Annotated in this window: 18 protein-coding genes; 9 read left to right on the forward strand and 9 right to left on the reverse strand. The window is 35.3% G+C overall.

The features are described from left to right. Window positions 1–19: 19 nt before the first annotated feature. Window positions 20–1,666 carry an Ig-like domain-containing protein gene (locus INR76_RS03180; RefSeq protein WP_223109215.1) on the forward strand — a complete coding sequence of 549 codons (1,647 nt, stop codon included), beginning with the start codon at window positions 20–22 and terminating at the stop codon, window positions 1,664–1,666. Here INR76_RS03180 and INR76_RS03185 read toward each other — a convergent pair. The 4 genes from INR76_RS03185 to INR76_RS03200 all read right to left on the reverse strand — a co-directional run bounded on the left by INR76_RS03185 (window position 1,611) and on the right by INR76_RS03200 (window position 6,420). After that, the gene (locus INR76_RS03185) at window positions 1,611–2,390 is read right to left on the reverse strand and encodes an amidohydrolase (RefSeq protein ID WP_223109216.1); all 780 of its coding nucleotides are present in this window, start codon (window positions 2,388–2,390) and stop codon (window positions 1,611–1,613) included. The two genes, INR76_RS03180 and INR76_RS03185, sit on opposite strands and share 56 nt — an antisense overlap. After that, window positions 2,390–2,860: an ankyrin repeat domain-containing protein gene (locus tag INR76_RS03190; protein ID WP_223109217.1), complete on the reverse strand. Its 471-nt coding sequence runs from the start codon at window positions 2,858–2,860 to the stop codon at window positions 2,390–2,392. The genes INR76_RS03185 and INR76_RS03190 overlap by 1 nt, the downstream gene beginning before the upstream one ends. Before the next feature lie 64 nt (window positions 2,861–2,924). Further along, window positions 2,925–5,153: a catalase/peroxidase HPI gene (katG, locus tag INR76_RS03195; RefSeq protein ID WP_223109218.1), complete on the reverse strand. Its 2,229-nt coding sequence runs from the start codon at window positions 5,151–5,153 to the stop codon at window positions 2,925–2,927. A 130-nt stretch (window positions 5,154–5,283) separates the two neighbouring features. Beyond that, window positions 5,284–6,420: a methionine aminotransferase gene (locus tag INR76_RS03200; RefSeq protein ID WP_223109219.1), complete on the reverse strand. Its 1,137-nt coding sequence runs from the start codon at window positions 6,418–6,420 to the stop codon at window positions 5,284–5,286. A 109-nt stretch (window positions 6,421–6,529) separates the two neighbouring features. Here INR76_RS03200 and INR76_RS03205 point away from each other — a divergent pair, with 109 nt between their 5' ends. Then, window positions 6,530–8,767: a response regulator gene (locus tag INR76_RS03205; RefSeq protein WP_223109220.1), complete on the forward strand. Its 2,238-nt coding sequence runs from the start codon at window positions 6,530–6,532 to the stop codon at window positions 8,765–8,767. Window positions 8,768–8,825: 58 nt separating this feature from the next. On the opposite strand, the gene INR76_RS03210 is transcribed toward INR76_RS03205, so the two are convergent. From INR76_RS03210 to INR76_RS03225, 4 genes are all read right to left on the reverse strand, one after another. Then, the gene (locus INR76_RS03210; protein WP_223109221.1) at window positions 8,826–9,572 is read right to left on the reverse strand and encodes a succinate dehydrogenase/fumarate reductase iron-sulfur subunit; all 747 of its coding nucleotides are present in this window, start codon (window positions 9,570–9,572) and stop codon (window positions 8,826–8,828) included. A gap of 17 nt (window positions 9,573–9,589) precedes the next feature. Then, a complete protein-coding gene (locus INR76_RS03215) occupies window positions 9,590–11,593 on the reverse strand; it encodes a fumarate reductase/succinate dehydrogenase flavoprotein subunit (RefSeq protein WP_223109222.1) in 2,004 nt (667 codons plus the stop codon). 12 nt (window positions 11,594–11,605) lie between these two features. Next, window positions 11,606–12,271 carry a succinate dehydrogenase cytochrome b subunit gene (locus INR76_RS03220; RefSeq protein ID WP_223109223.1) on the reverse strand — a complete coding sequence of 222 codons (666 nt, stop codon included), beginning with the start codon at window positions 12,269–12,271 and terminating at the stop codon, window positions 11,606–11,608. A 111-nt stretch (window positions 12,272–12,382) separates the two neighbouring features. After that, the gene (locus INR76_RS03225) at window positions 12,383–15,223 is read right to left on the reverse strand and encodes a glycosyl hydrolase (protein WP_223109224.1); all 2,841 of its coding nucleotides are present in this window, start codon (window positions 15,221–15,223) and stop codon (window positions 12,383–12,385) included. A gap of 120 nt (window positions 15,224–15,343) precedes the next feature. Between INR76_RS03225 and INR76_RS03230 the strand changes: the two genes are divergently transcribed. The 3 genes from INR76_RS03230 (at window position 15,344) to INR76_RS03240 (ending at window position 17,785) form a co-directional block, all read left to right on the forward strand. Beyond that, window positions 15,344–16,636, forward strand: a complete 1,293-nt coding sequence (locus INR76_RS03230; protein ID WP_223109225.1) for an aminopeptidase P family protein — start codon at window positions 15,344–15,346, stop codon at window positions 16,634–16,636. Between the two features lie 70 nt (window positions 16,637–16,706). Next, window positions 16,707–17,477 carry an alpha/beta fold hydrolase gene (locus INR76_RS03235; protein ID WP_223109226.1) on the forward strand — a complete coding sequence of 257 codons (771 nt, stop codon included), beginning with the start codon at window positions 16,707–16,709 and terminating at the stop codon, window positions 17,475–17,477. A 65-nt stretch (window positions 17,478–17,542) separates the two neighbouring features. Beyond that, on the forward strand, window positions 17,543–17,785 hold the full coding sequence (locus INR76_RS03240; protein ID WP_223109227.1) for a hypothetical protein: 243 nt from the start codon (window positions 17,543–17,545) through the stop codon (window positions 17,783–17,785). Here INR76_RS03240 and thiL read toward each other — a convergent pair. After that, on the reverse strand, window positions 17,782–18,843 hold the full coding sequence (gene thiL / locus INR76_RS03245) for a thiamine-phosphate kinase (protein WP_223109228.1): 1,062 nt from the start codon (window positions 18,841–18,843) through the stop codon (window positions 17,782–17,784). The genes INR76_RS03240 and thiL overlap by 4 nt on opposite strands. 286 nt (window positions 18,844–19,129) lie before the next feature. Here thiL and INR76_RS03250 point away from each other — a divergent pair, with 286 nt between their 5' ends. The 4 genes from INR76_RS03250 to INR76_RS03265 are packed head-to-tail and all read left to right on the forward strand — an operon-like array spanning window position 19,130 to window position 23,833. Next, complete coding sequence (locus INR76_RS03250) at window positions 19,130–20,542, forward strand: choice-of-anchor B family protein (protein WP_223109229.1); 1,413 nt, start codon at window positions 19,130–19,132, stop codon at window positions 20,540–20,542. 4 nt (window positions 20,543–20,546) lie between these two features. Continuing rightward, window positions 20,547–21,926, forward strand: a complete 1,380-nt coding sequence (locus INR76_RS03255) for a hypothetical protein (RefSeq protein ID WP_223109230.1) — start codon at window positions 20,547–20,549, stop codon at window positions 21,924–21,926. A gap of 19 nt (window positions 21,927–21,945) precedes the next feature. Beyond that, window positions 21,946–22,725: an MbnP family protein gene (locus INR76_RS03260; RefSeq protein WP_223109231.1), complete on the forward strand. Its 780-nt coding sequence runs from the start codon at window positions 21,946–21,948 to the stop codon at window positions 22,723–22,725. A gap of 7 nt (window positions 22,726–22,732) precedes the next feature. Further along, the gene (locus INR76_RS03265; RefSeq protein WP_223109232.1) at window positions 22,733–23,833 is read left to right on the forward strand and encodes a cytochrome-c peroxidase; all 1,101 of its coding nucleotides are present in this window, start codon (window positions 22,733–22,735) and stop codon (window positions 23,831–23,833) included. Window positions 23,834–23,981: the final 148 nt, after the last annotated feature.

The raw sequence follows: 23,981 nt of genomic DNA on the forward strand, positions 1-23,981 counted from the left end.
GAATCCTTATTTTTGCCTCATGAAAAGTCGGTTATTATATATTCCCATTGCAATACTTTTTCTACTTTCTTTTGTAGAATGCGCCAAAAAAGGAGCTCCTTCTGGCGGAAAACGTGATAGTATTCCTCCAGTAATTGTAAGAAGTGTTCCTGAAAATTACACAACAAATTTCTCTGGAAATGAAATAAACATTTACTTTGACGAATACATCAAACTGAAAGATCTTCAAAAAAATCTTATCATTTCGCCTCCTCTCAAATATCCTCCCAATATTACTCCTCTTAGCACTTCAAAAAGGATACAAATTCAAATAGAAGACACCCTGCAAGACAACACAACCTACTCTATAAATTTTGGGCAAAGTATTGTTGACAATAACGAAGAAAACCCATTTGAATATTACAAATATGTTTTTTCTACCGGAGACTATATTGATAGTTTAAAAGTAAATGGCCGCGTACAAGATGCCTTATTGCCAACTCCTGAAATTCCTACCACAGTTATGCTTTATGAAATAAATGAAGCCTTTAATGACACACTTGTATATTCTGAAAAACCAAAATACATAACCACTACAAAAGACAGTACCGGAGTATTTGAAATCACCAATGTTAAGGAAGGCAAATATCTTTTAATGGCTTTAAAAGAAAATAATAGTGATTATACATTTCAGCCAAAAAATGACAAAATTGGTTTTACCCAAAAGCCAATTACACTACCTACAGATAGCATTTATACGTTGCGGCTTTTTAAAGAGATACCAGATTATCTTATAGATAGGCCTAAGCACTTGACAAAAAATCATATTATATTTGGGTATGAAGGTATTACAGATAGTCTACAACTAGAACTTCTATCTCAAGTTTCTAGTAATTTTGAGTACAGAACCTACCGTGATATTGAGAAAGACACTGTTCATTATTGGTTCAAACCTGAAGTGGAAAACGATTCACTCTTATTTTTGGCAACAAACAGAAATGCTCGTGACACGGTAAATGTAAGGATGAAAGACCTTTACAGAGATTCTCTTACCGTTTCTTCACTTAATGCAGGAACTGTTTTACCAAAAGATACTTTAAAACTACTGGCCAATGTTCCTATTGATAGTATTAATACTAAAAGAATAGCCATTCTTGATAAAGACTCAACTAGCATCTCTTCAGAAGCTTTTATTGATAAAAAGTACAATATCGCTCAGTTATTTTTCCCCAAAACCGAAAATCAAGCATACCAAGTAAGGCTGTTACCCGGTGCTATTACAGATTTCTTTGGTGAAACAAATGATACACTCAACTATTCATTACGCACAAGAACCGTTTCAGACTATGGTACGTTAAATATAACTCTTGAAAACCTGAATCAATTTCCGGTGATTATTCAATTGGTTGACAGTAAGTTTAAGGTTATTTCAGAAGATTATATCACACAATTACAACCTGTATTATTTGAAAATATCTCACCAGGGAAGTATTACATTAGACTAATTTTTGATGAAAATGAAAATGGCGTTTGGGATACCGGTAACTTTTTAACTCGAGAACAACCCGAAGAAGTTGTGTATTATCCTACGCAACTAGAAGTACGAGCCAATTGGAGTTTGAATGAAACTTTTATTTTAACTCAAACAAATCCCGATCCTGTAAAAACCTCAACTGATCCCGAGTAGAATTAACGTGTTCTTTTGTCAAGGTTAAGGTTTGTGTAAATTCAGTTTCTAGCTCTTTTGTAGAAATGAGTTCGCCTAAAACATCATATACAGCAGAATGACCACTATATTCGTGATTATTACCGTCTGGGCCTATTCGGTTAACACCTACACAATAGCTCATATTTTCAATAGCTCTTGCTTTTAAAAGAGCATCCCAAGCTGCTACACGCTTTTTTGGCCAATTGGCCACATATAATAACACATCATAATCTACAGTATTGCGCGCCCAGACAGGAAAACGAAGGTCATAACATACCAATGGACATATTTTCCAGCCTTTATAATCCACTACCAAGCGTTTTGTTCCTTTGCTGTAGGTCTTGTGTTCTCCTGCTAGTGTAAAGGTGTGTTTTTTATCGTACATTTTATATTCTCCATTAGGAAACACAAAAAAGAGCCTATTATAAAAAGTATTGTTTTCTGAAATTATAACACTTCCGGTTAGTGCAGCATTGCTTTTTTTGGCTTCAGAAATCATCCAGTTCAATGTTTTTCCGTTTGTTTCTTCAGCAAGAGTTGAAGCGTTCATTGAAAAACCTGTTGAAAACATTTCAGGTAGAATAATCAAGTCTGTTGTTTCAGCAATAGAATCAATTTTTTCTGAAAACATGCTTAAATTGGCATCTACTTGTTCCCAATGTAGTTTTGATTGTATTAGCGTAACTTTTAACGAGGTATTCATTATTTAGATTTCAAAAGTTCAATTATTGTGGTGGCGTTTTGCATTTGAGCGTGATCTAATGCTGTATTACCTCGGTCATCTTTTATGTTGACATCTGCTCCGTTTTCAACTAATAATTTCACAAGTTCGGTTTTACCAAAGGTTGCAGCATAAATAAGTGCAGTTGCGCCATTAAAATTTGTGATGTTTACATTGGCGTCGTGCTCTATTAATAGTTTTGCAATATCATTGTGACCTTTAAAACAAACCCCCATTAAAGCGGTATTACCAGATGCGTCTTGTGCATTGATGTTAGGTTTGTGTTTTAGTATTACTTCGGTAATTGGTTTATAACCATAATACGTTGCCAATAAAAGAGGTGTAGAACCTCTATTATCTTTTTCATTGATCCAATCTGGATGCTCTTGTAAAAGAATTTCTACTTGTTCTGTTTTTTCATCTCTTATGGCATCAAATAGTAGTGTACTCATATTTATAAATAATAAAGCGGAATGGTAAAGTTACCATTCCGCTATGGTTTTTCAAAAGGTAATGTTAGGCTAAATCAAATCGATCAAGATTCATAATCTTGTCCCATACATTTACAAAATCACGTACAAATTTATCTTTGGCATCTTCACTTGCATATACTTCGGCAAGTGCTCTTAATTCAGAATTTGAACCAAATATGAGATCTACTCTACTTCCTTTCCATTTTACTTCGTTTGTACTACGGTCGCGTCCTTCAAATATAGAAGCCTTGTCAGACACTGGTTTCCAAACAGTGGACATATCAAGCAGGTTTACAAAAAAATCATTTGTAAGTTTTCCGGGGGCATTTGTTAATACTCCTGTGTTTGATCCATCATAATTTGTATTTAAAACACGCATTCCTCCAAGCAATACTGTCATTTCGGGAGCGGTTAATGTAAGAAGTTGAGCTTTATCAACTAACAATTCTTCTTCGGTTACTTTATAAGAATCTTTTACATAATTTCTGAAACCATCTGCCAAAGGCTCAAGAGCTTCAAATGATTCTGAATCGGTTTGTTCTGCAGAGGCATCTGCTCTTCCAGCTGTAAAAGGCACTTTCACATCGTGTCCTGCATCTTTTGCAGCTTTTTCAATCGCAGCACAACCACCTAAAACAATCATATCTGCCAATGAAACTTTTTTTCCATCAGACTGACCGTCATTAAACTCTTTCTGAATACGACTTAATGCGTCTAAAACATTTGACAGCTGCTTAGGATTGTTTACTTTCCAGCTGTTTTGAGGCGCCAATCTTATGCGAGCACCATTAGCTCCTCCGCGTTTATCTGATCCTCTAAAAGTTGAAGCAGAAGCCCAGGCTGTTGAAACCAATTCGGAAATTGATAATCCGGAAGAAAGAATGTTTTTCTTTAGTTCTGAAATATCATTATCATCAATTAACTTATGATCCACTTTAGGAATTGGATCTTGCCATAGTAACTCTTCTGAAGGAACTTCAGGACCTAGGTAACGTTCTTTAGGTCCCATATCACGGTGCGTCAACTTATACCAAGCCTTTGAATATGCCTCAGCAAATTCATCCGGATTTTCGTAAAAGTGTCTTGAAATTTTTTCATACTCAGGATCCATTCGTAAGGAAAGGTCTGTTGTTAACATAAATGGATCATTCATTTTATTGGGGTCGTGAGCATCTGGAACGGTACCAGCTCCTGCATTGTCTTTAGGTTTCCATTGGTGAGCACCTGCAGGGCTTTTTGTTAATTCCCATTCGTAACCAAAAAGGGTTTCAAAAAAATTATTATCCCATTTTATAGGTGTCTTGGTCCAAGCTCCTTCCAAACCACTTGTAATAGTATCGGCTCCCTTCCCTGTTCCAAATCTATTTTTCCAGCCCATACTTTGTTCTTCCAGACCTGCTGCTGCGGGTTCTGCATCTACGTATTCTTCAGGGTTTGCTGCTCCGTGCGTTTTTCCGAAGGTATGACCACCAGCTATTAATGCAACTGTTTCATAGTCATTCATGGCCATACGCCCAAAGGTCTCACGAATATAATGAGCTGCATCTACAGGATCTGGATTTGCATTATGACCTTCTGGGTTTACATAAATTAGCCCCATGTGAGCGGCTCCTAGAGGTTTCTCGAGCTGGTCTTCTGTAAATCGGTCCTCATTTCCTAACCATTCGGTTTCAGAACCCCAATACACTTCTTCTGGCTCCCAAACATCCTCTCTTCCGCCAGCAAAACCATACATTTTTAAACCCATAGACTCGTGAGCACAATTTCCTGCTAATACTAATAAATCTGCCCAAGATAATTTTTTACCATACTTCTTTTTTATTGGCCACAATAACAATCTGGCTTTGTCAAGGTTTGCATTATCAGGCCAACTATTAAGTGGTGCAAAGCGTTGTTGTGCTGTACCGGCGCCTCCACGACCGTCTTGAATACGATAGGTTCCGGCACTATGCCAAGCCATACGTATAAAAAACGGACCATAATGTCCATAATCTGCAGGCCACCAATCTTGGCTGTCTGTCATAAGTTTATACAAATCTTCTTTAACGGCTTTTAAGTCAAGTGATTTGAATTCTTTAGCATAATCAAAATCGGGATCCATAGGATCTGTCAATGATGAGTTTTGTCTTAAAATGTTTAAATTTAATTGGTTAGGCCACCAATCTCTGTTGCTCGTTCCTCCTCCGGTAGTGTTGTGCAAATTGCCATTGAGAAAAGGGCATTTTGCAGAAGATTCGTTAACCTCCCAGGCTTTTGTATTGTCGTTGTCCATAATTAATTGATTTTAGTATAATAACACTATAAATTTAAAACTTATAAGTTACTTAAAATCAATCTTATGATTTTAAAACGCAATTTTAGTATAGATTTCTCTTATGTATTTTTTAAATAAGATGTGTTTTTTAAATAGAATTTAATATTTCTGCAGCTTCTTTCAATTCCTTTTCAGTTTTTGCAAAACAAACCCGTATCTGCTTATAGTCTTCTTGATTTTGGTTAAATACAGAAGTAGGTATTGTAGCAATTTTATGTTCTCTGGTTAATCGATCTGCAAAATCAACATCTCTTTCTTCAGAAATTTCTGAAAAATCAAGCAATTGAAAATAAGTTCCTTTTGAGGGTGTAAATTTGAATCGAGAATCTTTAATCAGGTCTAAAAAATAATCACGTTTCTTTTGATAAAATTGTGGCAAGGAAAGATACGTTTCTGAGTCTTGTAAGTATGTAGCCAATGCTTTTTGTATGGGATGATTGACTGAAAATACATTATATTGATGCACTTTTTGAAACTCTTTCATTAAATATTCAGGAGCAAGGCAATACCCCATTTTCCAGCCTGTGTTATGAAATGTTTTTCCGAAAGAGGCGGTTATAAATGTGCGTTTTGCCAACTGCGGAAACTTTGCGGCACTTTGGTGGTCTTTTCCATCAAAAATGATATGTTCATAAACCTCATCACTTAAAACCAATAAATCATTTTCTTCTGAGATTTTTTGCAATTGTAGCATATCATCTTCAGAAAGTAACGTACCTGTAGGATTATGAGGCGTGTTAACAAGAATCATTTTGGTTTTGGTTGTAACATGTTCAACTACTTGTTTCCAGTTGGGTTTGTATGTTGGAGCTTCAAGTTGAATCTCAACAACTTTCCCTCCAAATAATTCAATTGAAGGTTTGTAACAATCATAAGCAGGTGTAAAAACTATAACCTCATCATCTTTATGAATTGTTGCAGCGATGGCAGTAAAGATAGCCTGAGTAGCTCCTGCTGTAATGGTTATTTCTCTATCTGCATTATATTTTTTATAGTATAAACTTTCTATTTTTTCTGAAATGACCTGTCGCAATTTTTTGTCTCCTGGCATAGGAGCGTATTGATTGTAACCATTTTTCATAGCTTTATTTACCAAATCGATCAATGCAGGGTCACTATCAAAACCAGGAAAGCCTTGCGCTAGGTTTATAGCATTGTGGTCTGCAGCCAATTTGCTCATGATACTAAAAATAGAAGTGGTTGTATTGGGTAATTTTGAAGTCATACCCTAAATGTAAGTGTATCCATTTAACTCTCCAAAAGTTAATATTTTAATTTTGTGCTGAATTTTAAGGAATTATGTAAATTGAGCACTTTTTAGACACGGATTTTTCATGGTAAAAAAACTACTTATATCTTTTTCTCTTATACTTGGCGTTGCGACTTATAGTCAAACAAACGAAGTAACCCCAGATACCATTGTACTTCCTAAAGATGTCTCTTTTAAGGAGTTGAAAAAAACAGCAGATATTTTTTATAATAGAGGTAATTATAAAGAATCCCTAAAAATTAATATTGAGCTTCTGAAAAAAGGCTTAAAATTTAAAGACAACTACTACATACATCAAGGGTATAGAAATCTTGGTTATGATTATTTAGAGTTAAATGATACTGTTCAGGCTAAAGAAAGTTTTAAAAAAGCTGTAAAGTATGCTCGTCTTTCCAAAAATGATACCGCTACAGCCCATTCATATATGGATTTGGCAAATATGTATGCAGAGCTCGATAAAAACTACCCCAAAGCCTTTCAATACCACGATAAATCAATTGCTTTATTTGAAAAACTACGTGACTCAGCAGGAATTGCAGATGCTCGATACAACACTATTTTGACAGCTCTTGAAGCAAAAAACTACAACAAAGCCTATCAAAATATAATTAAAGCAAGAAAATTAAATGATTTTAATAAAGAACATTTCAATTATATAGGAATTGACCTTTTAACCGGCGAATATTACCTTGCTAAAAAAAAATATGATCTAGCCGATGAGTATTTATACAAAGCCATACATGCTGCAACAAAAGAGGACCTAAGTTTTGAATTAGAATCAGCCTACCTAGCGTTAAGTAAAAGTTTATACAGTCAAAAAAAATACCAAGAAGCCTACGAAAAACGAGAGCTTTATGACACGTATTTAGAGAACAACCTTCGTAATGTAAATAATGCTCAAACCGAAACCGTTTCGGCAAAATTTCAAGTTTCAGAATATAGAAAAGATATTGAAGCTGCTGAACTAAAAAACCAATTACAAGCCGAAATAGTTAAAAACAAAAGCACTCTAAACACCATTTTATACATTGTGCTTGCCTTATTTTTAATTTTAATAATCGTTTTATTACTTGCCTATAAAAGACGAAGAGAACTTACAAAAAAACTAGAAAAAAGAAACCAAGAGATTTTTGAAGCAAAAGAAGAAGCCGAAAAAATGTCAAAAGCAAAAAGTGAGTTTTTCTCAACTGTTAGTCACGAATTGCGCACACCTTTATACGGTGTAATTGGTTTAAGCTCAATCTTACTAGAAGAACCGGCCTTAAAAAAGCACGAAAAAGATTTAAAATCATTAAAGTTCTCTGCAGATTACCTTTTGGCGTTGATTAATGATGTACTTCAAATTAATAAAATTGATTCAAATAAAATTGAAGAACACGTTAGCACATTCAACCTAAAGAAGTTTATTGATAAAATTGCAGCTTCTTTTGAGTATATGTGCCTTCAAAACAAAAACAAATTAAATATTCATATTGATAAAGAAGTTCCACAGCTTATTGAAGGTAACGCAACTACGCTTTCGCAAATATTAATGAATCTTGTAGGCAACGCTTGTAAGTTTACAGAAAACGGAACAATCGATATAGATATTACTCCTGAAGAAATAACAGCAGAAAAGGCAAAATTACGTTTTACCATTAAAGATTCGGGTATTGGAATTTCAGAAAAAGATCAAGAGCGTATTTTTAATGAGTTTTCTCAAGTAGATAACGAAGAAAATTACAGCTATCAAGGGACCGGATTGGGTCTAACTATTGTAAAAAAATTACTGGCGTTTTCAAATTCAAAAATCAATTTGCAGAGCGAAAAAGGAAATGGGTCTACATTTTGGTTTACCTTAGAGTTTTCAATTGTTGAAACTTCTGAAAAGAAAGTTGAAGATGATATTTTCAATAAAAATGTATTGATTGACAAACATATTTTGATTGTTGAAGATAACCGAATCAATCAAACAGTTACCAAAAAGATTTTAGAAAAAAACCAAGTTCATTGCCGTATCGCCGAAAATGGAAAAGAAGCTATAGAGCAAGTAAAACTCCATTCTTTTGATCTTATCTTGATGGATGTAAACATGCCTGTTTTAAATGGTCTAGAGGCAACACAACAAATACGCGTTTTTGATAAAGACATTCCTATCATAGCCTTAACTGCTGTAGAAGTTGAAGATTTGAGATATGAAATTTACAACAGTGGGATGAATGATATAATTGTTAAGCCTTATGATATGAATAAGTTTTTGAAAGTAATTTTAAGGAACTTAACTACTTTTCAAGAAAACAAAAGACAAACACATAATATATAGCATAAAAAAGCTCAAGTAATAAACTTGAGCTTTTATTTTATGTTATATTTTAAGGTGTTTATCCTTCGGCACTTGCTTTTAGGTACTCACGATTAATTCGTGCAATATTTTCAAGCGAAATATCTTTAGGACATTCAATAAAACAAGCTCCGGTGTTACTACACGCACCAAAACCTTCTTTATCCATTTGCTCAACCATATTTAGCACACGTCTTGTAGCTTCAACTTCTCCTTGAGGCAGCAATGCAAATTGACTCACTTTTGCAGAAGTAAATAACATTGCACTTGCATTAACACAAGCTGCTACACACGCACCGCAACCAATACACGTTGCAGAGTTAAACGCTTCATCTGCGTTTTCCTTTTCAACGGGAGTTGCGTTTGCATCAATTGTATTTCCTGAAGTATTTACAGATACATATCCCCCAGCTTGTTGAATTCTGTCAAAAGCACTGCGATCTACAACCAAATCTTTAATTACCGGAAATGCTGTTGCTCTAAAGGGTTCAATAACGATTGTATCACCATCTTTAAAACTACGCATATGTAATTGACAGGTAGTTGTGTGTCTTTGTGGACCATGCGGTTCTCCGTTAATTTGAAGTGAACACGAGCCGCAAATTCCTTCTCGACAGTCGTGATCAAAAACTACAGGTTCGTCTCCTTTTTCAATGAGTTGTTCATTTAAAACATCCAACATTTCTAAGAAAGACATATCTCCTTCAACTCCATCAATAGGATAAGTTTGTAAACTTCCTTTTGTGCTAGCGTTTTTTTGACGCCATATTTTTAAAGTAAGCTTCATAAGTTAAGCTTTAAGTATTATTTATAACTTCTTGTTTTTACTTCAATATTTTCATATTCAAGATTTTCTTTATGTAAAACGGCTTCACTTGGTTCACCTTTATATTCCCAAGTGGCTACATACATAAAGTTTTCATCATCACGTAGGGCTTCTCCTTCTTCGGTTTGATATTCTTCTCTAAAATGACCTCCGCAAGATTCTTCTCTATGTAAAGCATCTTTAGCAAATAATTCACCTAGTTCTAGGAAATCTGCTACGCGACCTGCTTTTTCAAGCTCAGGATTCATTTCATCTAGTGAACCAGGAACTTTTACATTTGACCAAAACTCTTCACGTAATGCTTTTATTTCTGAAATAGCTTCTTTCAAGCCTTTTGCATTTCTAGACATTCCTACTTTATTCCACATAATTTTACCTAAACGTTTGTGGATATCATCTACTGAAACGGTTCCGTTGTTGTTTATTAATTTTTCTAAACGGTCACGAACACTCTTTTCTGCTTCTTCAAATTCAGGAAGATCTGTTGAAATTTTTCCGGTTCTAATGTCGTCTGCCAGATAATCACCAATGGTGTATGGCAACACAAAATAACCGTCTGCTAGTCCTTGCATTAATGCTGATGCACCTAAGCGGTTGGCTCCGTGATCACTAAAATTGGCTTCTCCTGTAACGTAACAACCTTTAATAGTTGATTGTAAGTTATAATCTACCCAAACGCCACCCATCGTATAATGAACGGCAGGATAAATCATCATAGGAGTTTTGTATGGATTGGCATCTACAATCTTTTCATACATTTCAAAAAGGTTACCATATTTATTGGCAACTACTTCAGTACCTAATTTTATAATTTCTTCTTTACTTGGGTTGTGATTACCAAGTATGTTTGCTTGTTCTTTTCCGTAGCGCTCTATTGCTGAAGCAAAATCTAAAAATACTGCTTCACCTGTTTTATTTACACCAAAACCGGCATCACAACGTTCTTTTGCAGCTCTCGATGCAACGTCACGCGGCACTAGGTTACCAAATGAAGGATAACGACGCTCTAGATAATAATCGCGCTCATCTTCAGATAGCTCGGTTGGTTTCTTTTTACCTTGACGGATAGCCTCGGCATCTTCTTTTTTCTTCGGAACCCAAATACGACCATCATTTCTAAGCGACTCAGACATCAAGGTTAACTTAGATTGATGCTCTCCTGAAACCGGAATACACGTTGGGTGAATTTGTGTATAACAAGGGTTTGCAAAAAAGGCTCCTTTTTTATGAATTTTCCACGATGCTGTAACGTTGCTTCCCATTGCATTTGTAGATAAGAAGAATACGTTACCATATCCTCCTGAAGCAATTACCACTGCGTGAGCAGAATGTCTTTCTATTTCTCCCGTAACTAAGTTACGAGCAATAATACCTCTTGCTTTACCATCTACCACAACTAGATCTAGCATTTCGTGACGGTTAAATGGCTCAATTTTACCACGATTTATTTGGCGGTTCATAGCAGCATAAGCTCCTAATAATAATTGCTGCCCGGTTTGTCCTTTTGCATAAAAAGTACGCGAAACCAAAACTCCACCAAACGAACGATTATCTAACAATCCGCCATATTCTCTAGCAAAAGGAACTCCCTGTGCGACACATTGGTCTATAATATTTGCAGATACTTCTGCCAATCTGTATACATTACCTTCACGTGAACGATAATCACCCCCTTTTACCGTATCATAAAAAAGGCGGTAGTTTGAGTCACCATCACCTTGGTAATTTTTTGCAGCATTAATACCACCTTGTGCAGCAATTGAGTGTGCTCTACGTGGCGAATCTTGATAGCAAAATGTTTTTACGTTATAACCTAGTTCGGCTAAGGTAGCAGCGGCACTTCCGCCGGCTAAACCTGTTCCTACTACTATAACATCAATGTTACGTTTGTTTGCAGGGTTAACAAGATTAATACTGTTTTTATGTTTTGTCCACTTTTCGTCTAAGGGTCCTTTTGGTATTTTAGAATCTAATATCGACATAGCTTTTGCTGTTTAGTGGGAAAATTGATTAAAATGATGGTATAAAGCAATAATGATAAAACCTAATGGAATTACTATTGCATACAGTTTTGTAAAACCTTTTACCGCTTTTGAAAATTTATTATTCCATCCCATTGTTTGAAAGGAAGAAGCAAATCCGTGCCATAAATGAAACATAAGTAATATGAATGCTATCACATAAATCCCAGTTCTAACCGGGCTTTCAAATTTATGTACCAATTCACCATAATAACGAGTAGCGTCTGTAGGGTTTGCTTCTACATATTTATATACAATTTCCGGAACCCAAAAATCATAAAAATGCAATCCTAAAAAGGCCAAAACCACAGCTCCTGAAATAATCATATTTCTAGAAGCCCAAGTAGAATTATTGTTTCCTTTATATGACTTATAACCTATATTTCGGGCTTTATTGTTTTTAAGTTCCAATATAATACCCATTACAAAGTGAAATACAACACCAAATATTAATACAGGTTGTAATACAAACTGTACTATAGGATTGGTTCCCATAAAGTGAGACCAACTGTTAAACGTTTCTTCAGAAAAAACCGAAGAAAAGTTTATTGTAAAATGTTGTGCAAGAAAGAATACAAGAAATAGACCTGAAAGGGCCATCGCCACTTTTTTGGCGATCGAAGCGGATAATATTCCCATTAGTGTTTAATTTTTGAAAAATTAAGGTATACAAAAATACTACTGAAAAAGCTTTCAGCAAAAAGTATCAATTGTTTTCCTGTTTATTTAGAATTGTTTTAAATACAAACGCTATTCAACCTCAAGTTTTTGAGTTTTTTCTCTACCGTTAATTGTCACAACAACTTGATAAGTTCCTTTAGACAAATAATACGCTCCATTATCTGCTTTTTTAGGTTTACTTTTAGAAGCTTTAAGAGCTTTTACTCCTTTTTCTGAAATGGTTGCATCATATTCTATTACCGAAACGCCTTTGCTTAAGTTTTTTTCTATTTGTTTTACTTCTTTTCCATTCTCAGTCTGAATGCTAATGGTTGCTTTACCGTCTACAGGACTATACATCTGAAACGTCACTGAAGGCTCTATCACATCATACCATTCACCGTACTTACTACCCCAACGACTAGAGTGGCGTAATGGATCAATTTCAGCAAAAAGAATCTCATTCATCATTGTCGTTTTCATTTGCTGAAGCAAAGAAACATCAGCCACGTAAAATGATCTACCGTGAGTTCCTAAAACAAGGTCTTTGTCGCGTTTTTGAATAACCAAATCGTGAACAGCTACTGCTGGCAAGCCTTCTGAAAAAACTTCCCAACTTTTACCTTGGTCAAACGAAACAAAGGCTCCATTATCGGTACCTAGATATAATAGATTTTCATTTTCTGGGTCTTCTTTTATTACATTTACAGGAGACGCAGGAAGGTTGCTACTTATATCTTTCCAGCTTTGTCCATAATTTTCACTCACAAAAACATACGGTTTAAAATCATCCCAACGATAGCCGTTTAACGTAACATAAACTCGTTCCTTTTTATGTGCTGAAGCAATTACGCGACTTACCCACAGATCTTTTGGAAATGATTTTGAAATGTTCACCCAATTTCCGCCAGCATCTTTTGAAACGTGTACCATTCCGTCATCACTTCCGGCATATAATAGGCCAAATGAAAAAGGTGATTCACTAATACTTGTCAACGTTCCGTATGCTACATTCCCTGGTTTACCCCCTTTGGTAAGATCTCCAGAAATAGCTTCCCAATCATCGCCTTGGTTCATACTTCGCATTAATTTATTACCACCCAGATATAAAATATCTTGATTGTGTGAACTTAATAATATAGGAGTTTGCCAATTAAAACGATATGGACTTTCGCCTAATTCATGCTTGGGTTGAATGTATGTTTGTTTCTCGTTTTCAAGATCAAGTCTAAAATAATTACCAAACTGAAAACCAGTATAAACAATACTTGAATTTCTATTGTCAATTTGCACTTGCATGCCATCACCTCCCATTATACTTTTATATGGATTGTCACCTGATTGTTGCCACCCATAATCTATACTAGCGTTGTGAGGGCCAAACCAAACACCATTATCTTGCAAGCCACCATAAACATTGTATGGCTTTTCATTGTCTACATTTACTGTATAAAATTGTCCTACTGATGGAGAATTATTTTTTATCCAAGTTTTACCATCATCATACGAAATATTAACACCACCATCATTACCATCAATTAAATGACCCGGCATTTTTGGATTAATCCACAACGCATGATGATCTGCGTGTACGTTTTCTGCACTTATAGATTCAAATGATTTTCCTCCATCGTTAGATTTTAAAATAGGAACTCCATAAATATATATTTTTTCTGAATTGGAAGGATCTACATGAATTTTTCCGAAGTAATATCCATATGAGTAATACAAGTCATTGATGTATCCATCGTGTGTTTTTTTCCAGTTTTTCCCACCGTTTGTGCTTTTATACACTTCAGCACCAATTACAGGAGTATCAAATAATTGTGAATTAGCGTCTTCAAGATATTTGGCCAAATCTGCGGGTTTTACAGTACCACTTCGCACCATGTTTTTTACATTTTCTGCTTTATATTTTTCTTGAAAACCATTAGCGCGCAAAAACTTCTTCAGTTTATCATTATCTAGCGCCAAAAATTCTGAGACACTCATTTTTTTGAACCCATCCTTAGTAAGTGCATCGCTATCAGTATCCATTTTTTCTTTTTTGCGATGATCTTGATTGTCGATTATAGCATATACTATGTTCTCATCAACAACCGCTAAGCCTATACGTCCGGCGCCTTTTCCCGTTGGAAAACCACTTCCAGAGACAGACATTTTTTTCCAAGTATCGCCACCATCGGTACTTTTATAAATTGCACTCCCTTCGCCGCTTCCGGTAAAGTTCCACGCTTTTCGGTCTTTTTCCCAAGAAGAAGCATAGATTAAATCAAAGTTATTCGGGTCGCGATCCATTTCAATAATCCCGCTTTCATCATTTACAAACAAGGTTTTATTCCACGTTTTTCCACCATCTACTGTTTTGTACACACCGCGTTCTTCGTTGGTAGAATACAAATGCCCCACAACACTTACCACCACCTCATCAGAGTTATTTGGGTTGATTAGTATTTTACTAATGTGATGACTGTCTTTCAATCCCATATTTTGCCATGTTTTACCTTTATCGGTAGATTTTAGCAACCCAACTCCGGCGTATGAAGATCTAGATGCGTTTACTTCACCGGTACCCACCCAAATGGTTTTGTTTTTCCAGTCAACGGCGAGACTTCCTACATTTTGAGTAACAGTATTGTCTAAAATTGGCTTAAGAGAAGTTCCATTATTATTGGTATACCAAACACCGCCACTAGCATAACCTACGTAAAATTCGGTTGGATTGTTTGGATTTACAGCCAAATCTACAACACGACCGCTCATTACGGTAGGACCAATATTTTTAAAAGGTAGATTTTTAACTAAAGAGGTTTTTGAGAGCGATTCTCTTTGCTGGATGGCGTTTTCCAATTCGGCTTTTGAAGTGGCCGGTTGTTGTGAAAATGCTGAAATAAAAAAGATTGAAAATAAAAATAGTAAGGATTGCTTCATTTGAAAAGTTTTAAAGGTTGAAATTACTGAAATGTCCTCGGTTTAACAAAATTTTATTTTGCTGAAAACCGCCATTGGTATAATTTCCTTTAATTTTGAAAAAATTCAGAAAAAACTACCATGAAGTATCATCCTATTGACAGCAAATTATTTGTAAAAAACCGTAAAAATTTTATGGCTCAAATGAAGCCAAAAAGCCTTGCGGTATTTAATAGTAATGACATCTATCCCATTGGTGCAGACAGCACGATGCCATTTCAACAATCGCGCGATTTATTTTACCTAAGCGGTGTAGATCAAGATAAAAGTATCTTGCTATTATTCCCTGATGCTGTAGAAGAAAAACACAGAGAAGTGCTTTTTTTAACCGAAACCAACGACCATATTGCCGTTTGGGAAGGTGAAAAGCTAACCAAAGAAAAAGCACTAGAAACTACCGGTGTTAAAACCGTGTATTGGCTAAAAGAATTTGATAAAATTTTCTTTGAATTAATGACACAAGCCGATACTATTTATTTCAACACCAACGAACACTACCGCGCCAATGTTGAAACCGAAACTCGTGAAGACCGTTTTATTAAAAAAACAAAAGCACAATTTCCGGCACATAGTTGGGCAAAAAGCAACCCAATTTTACAACGCTTACGTTCTGTAAAAGATCCTATCGAATTGGATATTATGCAACAAGCCTGTAATATCACCGAGAAAGGTTTTAGAAGAATTTTAGATTTTGTAAAACCAGGTGTTTGGGAATTTGAAATTGAAGCTGAGTTTATGCATGAGTTTTTAAGCAACCGTTCGCGAGGTTTTGCATACACCCCAATTGTTGCCAGCGGAAAAAATGCATGTGTGTTACATTATATTGAAAACAACCAACAATGTAACGAAGGTGAATTGATTTTACTAGATGTAGGTGCTGAGTATGCTAATTACAGTAGTGATATGTCTAGAACAATTCCGGTAAGCGGAAAATTTACTAAGAGACAAAAAGAAGTGTACAATGCTGTAAACCGTGTAAAGAACGATGCCACAAAAATGCTCGTTCCCGGAACGCTTTGGAAAGAATACCACGAAGAAGTGGGTAAATTAATGACTTCAGAGTTACTTGGATTGGGAATTCTTGATAAAGCCGATGTGAAAAACGAAAATCCTGACTGGCCAGCTTACAAAAAATACTTTATGCACGGTACCAGCCACCACATAGGTCTGGACACACACGATTACGGAATTTTATGGGAACCAATGCAAGCCAACCAAGTGTTTACAGTTGAGCCAGGAATTTATCTTCCAGATGAAGGCTTCGGAATTCGATTGGAAGACGATGTGGTTATTCAAGAAAATGGAGAACCTCATAACTTGATGCGCAACATTCCTATTGAAGCAGATGAGATTGAAGAAATTATGAATCAATAAGATTTAAATATTTTACTTTATATTCCGGTATAGACACAGCTTTCTGTACCGGATTTTTTTAGTTTTCAACATGACATTTACATTTAAAAACACGCCTATATATTATAGTATCACCGGAAGCGGTCCGGCAATGGTTTTATTACATGGTTTTTTAGAAAGTTCTATTATGTGGGAACATTACTTGGGTTCCCTTTCAGAAAAACATACTGTTATTACTGTTGATTTTCCCGGTCATGGACAAAGTGGTGTGATTTCAGAAATACACTCAATGAACTTAATGGCTGAAATGATTCACGCATTATTGCAAGAATTAAAGATCGATTCAGCAACCTTTGTAGGACATTCTATGGGCGGCTACGTAGCCCTAGCGTTTACTGAATTGTATGAACAAAGAGTTGAAAAATTATTGTTGATCAACTCTACATCGGTAGCAGACTCTGAAGAGCGTAAACAAAATAGAAGAAGAGCTTTAAAAGTTTTAGATAACAACTCAGAAGCTTTTATAAGTATGGCAATTACCAATTTATTTCCAGAAAAAAGTCGAGAATTGCATTCAAAAAGGATTGAAAGTCTTAAAAAACAAGCACTTCAATTTCCGGTGGAAGGAATTCAAGCTGCCATTCGTGGAATGATTGACCGGAAAGACCGAACCGATGTATTGGCAAATTTTATCAAAGAAAAGATTTTGGTTTCTGGAATTGAAGACCCTATTATGTCCATTTCTGAGGCAGAAAGTATTTCAGAAAAAACAAATACAACATTAATAAAATTGAATTCTGGGCATATGAGTTGGATAGAAAACGAGCGTGAAATCGATAAAATTATGCATTTCATCGAATAAATTTGCATTTTAACGTTTGTTGTGAGCTTTTTTTTATATTTATCTTAACAAAAGAACGAGAAAATATGAATAATTCCTCTAAGTCATCATTTTCGCTGTTAAGTATTGTATGTCAAACAATTGGACACAAATACGTTGAAACTCGAAAAATAACCAATCACATAAGCGAATACAAATGCAGCCATTGTGGTCGTGAAGTAACCGAAAACAGCGCCGGTAAAATTGAATTGCTAACCAAAAAAGTAAAAGAGATCAATAACAACGTTGCCGACTTTTTTGAACGTAAAAAAAGAAAGGTTACTGCTTAATCTTCTTCTTCGTTTTGTAATGCATTCCATCCTCTAGCAACTAGAGGAATTTTTGTGTTGGCTCTCGTTATAAGATGCATTCCTTCACTCTCTTGCGTCATATGACCTATGACCGTTAAATGAGGGTTTCCTTTAATTTTTGGAAAATCTTCTGTAGAAACGGTAAATAAAAGCTCATAATCTTCACCACCACTTAAAGCAATAGTGGTACTATCCATTTCAAACTCTTCACACGTTGATATTACTTGTGGGTCTAGAGGAATTTTATCTTCGTACAGGTTACAACCCACTTTTGAGTTTTTACACAAGTGTATGATTTCAGAAGAAAGACCATCGCTTACATCAATCATCGATGTAGGTTTTACCTCAAGATCTTTTAATAAAGCAGAAATTCCTTTTCGAGCTTCAGGCTTTAATTGGCGTTCAATTATATAAGTGTATTTTTCTAAATCAGGTTGTGATTTTGGGTTTACTTTAAAAACCTGTTTTTCTCGTTCTAAAACTTGTAGCCCTAAATATGCAGCGCCCACATCACCTGTAAGTACTAATAAATCATTTTCTTTTGCACCATTTCTGTAAACAATATCGTCTTTTTTTGCGTGTCCCAGAGCGGTAACACTTATTACCAATCCAGTAGTTGAAGATGTTGTATCACCACCTACAAGATCTACATTATAAATACTTGCAGCTGTTTCTATACCGGCATATAATTCTTCAAGAGCTTCAACAGGAAATCTATTAGAAACGGCAATAGAAACTGTAATTTGTTTGGCAGTTGCATTCATTGCATATACGTCTGATAAATTAACAATCACAGCCTTATACCCTAAATGTTTTAAGGGCATATAACTTAGATCAAAATGTACACCTTCCACCAGCATATCGGTAGTTACAACTAGTTGCGAGTCTTTTTCTGAAGAAACAACAGCTGCATCATCACCTATCCCTTTTACAGTTGTTTTCTGTTTTACGGTAAAGTTTTGTGTAAGATGATCAATTAGACCAAACTCTCCTAATTCAGAAATGTTAGTTTTTGAAGGGTTTTTATTATCAAACATAGCTACTATTTTAAAGTGCAAAAGTACAGCTTACATATTAAAATATATAAGTAAGCTATTAAAAACTCTCACATCTATTGCTTTGATTAACATTATTCTATAAAATAAATTTGTAGATTCGCAAAAAAATTAAATAAAAGCCTAAATATCGGCACATAAAGCCTTGTGTTTCCTTCAAGATTATCACACATTAGCATTTTTGTATTTCAGTTTAGCATTTAAGTACTAAACTATCTTTAGGTTTTTTACGTTATTCTATTAATTATTATTAAATATACTTTTAAAAATGAAAAACTTTTACTTGGTGCTGTTCTCTGTTTTTACAGTTTCTGCATTTGCCCAAACTCCTTGTGAAAATGGTACTTCTGACGGGTACCCTTGTCAAAATTATGATTTGTTATCACATATAAGCTTGAATGAAATGAATGCCGACAGCGGTAATGATTCTTGGGGCTGGACAGATCCTCAAGACGGAAAAGAATATGCTTTGGTAGGCCTTAATAACGGTACTGCTTTTATTGATATTTCAGATCCTGTCAATCCTATTTACCTAGGTAAATTACCAACTCATACAAATTCTAGTGTTTGGAGAGATATTAAGGTGTACAGTGATCACGCGTTTATAGTTAGCGAGGCTTCCAATCATGGAATGCAAGTTTTTGATTTAACGCGTTTACGAAATGTTGCAAATCCTCCTCAAACTTTTACAGAAGACGCTCATTATGATGAATTTGGTCGTGCACATAATATTGTAATCAATGAAGAAAGCGGTTATGCTTATGGAGTTGGTACCAGTACATTTAACGGTGGTCCTCATTTTGTAAACATTCAAGACCCTCTTAACCCTACTGCAGCCGGAGGATATTCTATGGATGACTACAGTCATGATGCTCAAGTTATAACGTATAACGGCCCAGATTCAGACTACACAGGAAGAGAAATTTTGATAGGAAGCAATGTTAATGAAGTAGTGGTTGTAGATATTACCAACAAATCAAACCCGCAAAGAATATCAAGTATAAGCTATGACAACGTTGGTTACACACACCAAGGATGGTTTACCGATGATGAAAAATATTTTATCTTAGGTGATGAAACCGATGAATTAGGCTTTGGATTTAACACCAGAACCATCATTTTTGATTTTACAGACCTAGACAATCCACAATTTCATACAGAATTTTATGGTCCTACTTCAGCAACAGATCACAATGGTTATGTTGTAGGGGACAAATTTTACTTTGCTAATTATTCAGCAGGATTAAACGTATATGACATCAGTGATATTGAAAACGAAAATATATCTCAGTATGGTTTTTTTGACACTTTTCCAAGTAACAATGAAGCTAGCTTTGACGGCAGTTGGAACGTGTATCCTTTTTTTGAAAGTAAAAACATTGTAATAAGCGGAAGCAATGGTTTTACATTAGTACGTGATACAAACGAATTAAACGTTACTGAATTAAAGACTACTAATTTCACAATGTACCCTAACCCTGCGAGCAATGAAAGTAACATCGTTTCAGCAGAAAACCCAATTACAAAAGTTGAAGTGTTTTCAGTTATCGGAAATCGAGTACTTGACCTTACTTTTTCTGAAAACAGTCTAGAACAAAAAATTAACATCAAATCATTGCAATCCGGTGTGTATTTAGTTAATATTAACCAGCTAACTACCAGAAGATTAATAGTAAATTAAGACTATGAAAGTGTATCGCTATACCCATAAAATAGTTCTTCTTCTGTTAATTTGTTTTACAGCTTCTTGTAAAGATGCAGATGCTCCACTATCTGAAGAGCAAGAAGAAGAAACAGAATTTGAAGGAGAAACCGCATTTATTAAAACCTATGGAGGCAGCAACTTAGATGAAGCCGTTTCTATCGTGTTAGCAGATGATGGAAACTATATTATTCTAGGTTCTACCAAAAGTACAGATGGTGATATTGTTGACAAAACAGAATCTGATTTTGATTATTGGTTACTTAAAGTTACCCCTGAAGGTGACATTATATGGAGTAAAACTTACGGAGGCCCTTCAGATGAAGTAGCAGCAAGTTTAATAAAAACAACAGATGGTGGCTATATAGCTTGTGGATCTAGTAGAGGAGCCGGAGGAGATGTGTCTAATAATGCCGGTTTTCACGATTTTTGGATTGTAAAATTTAATACCGAAGGCGATCTTCAATGGGAAGAAAGCTTTGGATTTTCAGGAAGCGATAAAGCTTATAGTATAAAACAAACCAATGATGGAGGCTATGCCGTTGTAGGTGAACTAGACGTTACTGCTAGTGATGGTGATGGTGGGCTAGGCTCAAAAACTTCAGAAATACCAAATAGATCTATTCAACACGCCGGTGGAGATTATTGGTTACTAAAACTTTCAGCTACAGGTCAACTAGAATGGAGAAATTACTATGGAGGAACTTTTACAGATACAGCGTATGACATATTTCAAACAACCGATGGCGATTATTTAGTTTTTGGAACGTCAGATAGTTTTGATGTTGACATTACAAATAATATTGGTACTTATGATTTTTGGGTAGTAAAAGTTTCAGAAACCGGTACTATCATTTGGGAAAAAAATTATGGAGGCACTCAAATAGAAAATCTATACGCAGCTAGTCAAACTTCAGATGGTAACTACCTAATGTTTGGAGACACCAGAAGTAGCGATGTTGATGTAACAAGTGATTTTGGTAATGCAGATATTTGGGGAGCAAAAATTGATAAAGACGGAAATCTTATATCACAACAATCTTACGGTGGTAGTCAATTTGAATCTGCTCAAGACATTACTCGTTTCTCAAATGGAACATATGTTATAACTGGCAACGTACGAAGTAATGATGGCGATTTTACTGAAAATAATGGTCAAAACGATGCGTTAGCTATGGTTGTAGATGAAGCTGGAGCACTTCAATTTCAACTTACAATAGGAGGTTCAAATTTTGACTTTTCAAGAGACGCAGTAGAAGCAGAGAATAATAAAATCGTTATTGTAGGAAGCACCCAAAGTAATGATAAAGACATTCCTCAAAATAGAGGAGTAGAAGATGTTTTACTATTTAAAATTAAATAACCCTTAATCAATAATTAAAATGAAAAAAGTTGCCCTATTACTTGCAGTAGCCTTTACAGTTTTGGCCTGTAAAGATGTAGATGAGAATGAAGTTGTAAAAACAGATTATGATGTTCAATTTAACTTCACTCAAAACTGGGATGGTCAAGAGATTAACAATGCAGATTATCAAACTACAGAGTATACCAATGATAAAGGTGATGTATTAACCATTTCAAAATTAAACTATCTTATTTCAAACGTTACCTTTACAAGTGAAGGAGGTCAAAACATTGTGATTGATGGTTATAATGTAATGAACGCGAGAGAAGGTGTAAATGTACAATATAATCTGGACCAAAAAATACCAGAAGGAGATTATACTGTAAGTTTCACATTTGGCTTTAATGATGAAGACAATGTAGACGGAATTTACCCAGAATTAAACACTCAACCTTGGGATTGGGGCGTACCTATGATGCTTGGTGGCGGATATCACTTTATGCGTCTAGAAGGAATGTATACAGATAATACAGACACACAATCTCCTTACTTGTATCATGCCATAAGAGCCGCAACAAATATTGGAGACAATCCAGTTACCGAAGACACTTCTTTTGAAGTAAACCTAGGGACAATAAGCATTAACAATGACACTTCTATAGAAGTAAAAATGAATGTTGCCGAATGGTTTAAAAACCCTAATCAATGGGATTTAAACGTATGGAATATTAATTTAATGATGAATGCTGAAGCACAAAGAGCAATGTCTGCCAATGGTAAAAGTGTTTTCAGCTTAGGAACAGTTGAAGAACAATAAAAAGTAAATGAATATCTTCAAAAGCATACAACTAGTACTTCTTTTCAGTTGCAGTTTTTTATTAATACAGTCTTGTGAAAAAGATAAAAAAACCACTCCTGAAGAAGAAGGCTATGAAGCTACGCCTCTAGCGCTAGAAATCCCTCAGCTCTTTGAAGAAAAAATACCAGCACCACTAATTCCTCAAGACAACCCTCAAACTGTTGAAGGAGTTGCTTTGGGGAAAAAATTATTTTTTGACCCTATACTTTCTGGAGACAACACACTAGCCTGCGCCGGTTGTCACGCTCCCAGTGCAGGGTTTTCAGACAATAGGCAATTTAGCCCGGGAATTGACGGTATAGAAGGTCGAAGAAACTCAATGCCTTTATTCAATCTCGCTTGGAACTTTGAAGAATCTTTTTTCTGGGATGGGCGCACCACAACACTAGAAAACCAAGCCCTTGAGCCTGTCATTGATCCTATTGAGATGCACAACACTTGGCCAGAAGCTGTAGCGAGTTTACAAGCATCAGCAACCTACCCTGAGTTATTTGAAAATGCTTTTGGCACCACAACCATTGATTCTACATTAGTTTCAAAAGCCATCGCTCAGTTTGTAAGAACATTAATCTCTGGCAATTCAAGGTATGACCAATACCTTCGTGGTGAAATAGAATTAACAGATTCTGAATTAAACGGCCTTGAAGTATATGTTGATGAAAACAGAGGTGATTGTTTTCATTGCCACGGCACACCACCTAATAATTTATTATGGACTGATAATGCTTTCCACAACAATGGTCTAGATGAAACTTTTGATGATTTAGGCCGCGGAGGTGCAACAGGCGATCCTAGAGAGTTTGGCGCCTTTAAAACTCCTTCCCTACGCAACTTAGCATATACAGCACCTTATATGCACGATGGACGTTTTGAAACTTTAGAAGAAGTTATCAATCACTACAGTGAAGGTTTGGTCTATTCTGAAACTATTGACCCGCTTATGAAAGCGGTTAGTGAAGGGGGCGTTCAACTAACAGAAAAAGACAAAAAGGATCTCAAAGCTTTTTTACTAACCTTATCTGATGAAGGTTTTATAAACAACCCAGATTTTCAAAAACCAAATTAAACGCTATTTCTTAGTAATAATTTCAGTTTAAAAAAGCCTAACAATCAGTATTTTGTTAATTATTATTTAAAACTATAACACCATAAGTTTAAATTGGCTTCTGTGTATGGTTAACATCTGTATTTCCTGTATATTTGCTAATCAATTT

This window comes from Marixanthomonas sp. SCSIO 43207 (genome assembly GCF_019904255.1).
Lineage (GTDB): Bacteria > Bacteroidota > Bacteroidia > Flavobacteriales > Flavobacteriaceae > Marixanthomonas.

Coding starts and splice junctions, on each gene's coding strand:
- INR76_RS03255 (WP_223109230.1), top strand. CDS start 20,547: ATGAAAGTGTATCGCTATACCCATAAAATAGTTCTTCTTCTGTTAATT.
- INR76_RS03240 (WP_223109227.1), top strand. CDS start 17,543: ATGAATAATTCCTCTAAGTCATCATTTTCGCTGTTAAGTATTGTATGT.
- INR76_RS03225 (WP_223109224.1), bottom strand. CDS start 15,223: ATGAAGCAATCCTTACTATTTTTATTTTCAATCTTTTTTATTTCAGCA.
- INR76_RS03220 (WP_223109223.1), bottom strand. CDS start 12,271: ATGGGAATATTATCCGCTTCGATCGCCAAAAAAGTGGCGATGGCCCTT.
- thiL (WP_223109228.1), bottom strand. CDS start 18,843: ATGTTTGATAATAAAAACCCTTCAAAAACTAACATTTCTGAATTAGGA.
- INR76_RS03210 (WP_223109221.1), bottom strand. CDS start 9,572: ATGAAGCTTACTTTAAAAATATGGCGTCAAAAAAACGCTAGCACAAAA.
- INR76_RS03205 (WP_223109220.1), top strand. CDS start 6,530: ATGGTAAAAAAACTACTTATATCTTTTTCTCTTATACTTGGCGTTGCG.
- INR76_RS03230 (WP_223109225.1), top strand. CDS start 15,344: ATGAAGTATCATCCTATTGACAGCAAATTATTTGTAAAAAACCGTAAA.
- INR76_RS03265 (WP_223109232.1), top strand. CDS start 22,733: ATGAATATCTTCAAAAGCATACAACTAGTACTTCTTTTCAGTTGCAGT.
- INR76_RS03185 (WP_223109216.1), bottom strand. CDS start 2,390: ATGAATACCTCGTTAAAAGTTACGCTAATACAATCAAAACTACATTGG.
- INR76_RS03250 (WP_223109229.1), top strand. CDS start 19,130: ATGAAAAACTTTTACTTGGTGCTGTTCTCTGTTTTTACAGTTTCTGCA.
- INR76_RS03215 (WP_223109222.1), bottom strand. CDS start 11,593: ATGTCGATATTAGATTCTAAAATACCAAAAGGACCCTTAGACGAAAAG.
- INR76_RS03260 (WP_223109231.1), top strand. CDS start 21,946: ATGAAAAAAGTTGCCCTATTACTTGCAGTAGCCTTTACAGTTTTGGCC.
- INR76_RS03235 (WP_223109226.1), top strand. CDS start 16,707: ATGACATTTACATTTAAAAACACGCCTATATATTATAGTATCACCGGA.
- INR76_RS03200 (WP_223109219.1), bottom strand. CDS start 6,420: ATGACTTCAAAATTACCCAATACAACCACTTCTATTTTTAGTATCATG.
- INR76_RS03190 (WP_223109217.1), bottom strand. CDS start 2,860: ATGAGTACACTACTATTTGATGCCATAAGAGATGAAAAAACAGAACAA.
- INR76_RS03180 (WP_223109215.1), top strand. CDS start 20: ATGAAAAGTCGGTTATTATATATTCCCATTGCAATACTTTTTCTACTT.
- katG (WP_223109218.1), bottom strand. CDS start 5,153: ATGGACAACGACAATACAAAAGCCTGGGAGGTTAACGAATCTTCTGCA.